This is a genomic window from Crenobacter sp. CS_VA4 (assembly GCF_055597485.1).
In genome coordinates this window covers 1-240 of record NZ_JBVMAE010000191.1, presented here as the reverse complement: position 1 = coordinate 240, position 240 = coordinate 1, and the positions used below count along the sequence as shown (strand labels likewise).

Here is a 240-nt window from a genome sequence, read left to right as displayed (position 1 = left end):
CGTTACTCACCCGTTCGCCACTCGAGCACCCCACAAAAGCAGGGCCTTTCCGTTCGACTTGCATGTGTTAAGCACGCCGCCAGCGTTCGTCCTGAGCCAGGATCAAACTCTCCAATGAAAAATATCACCCACCCACACACGCGCACACAACACGCACACAGGCAACAGTGACACCACGAAGAATCCAATACACTAACCCCAAACACTGACCAAAAAAATTCAGTCACATGTCCAGAATCA

The 240-nt window shown here is 51.2% G+C and carries 1 rRNA gene; it reads right to left on the bottom strand.

Going from position 1 to position 240, the window contains the following annotated elements:
* A 16S ribosomal RNA gene (locus tag ACZ2IA_RS23255) occupies window positions 1-118 on the bottom strand; the annotation flags it as partial.
* Window positions 119-240: the final 122 nt, after the last annotated feature.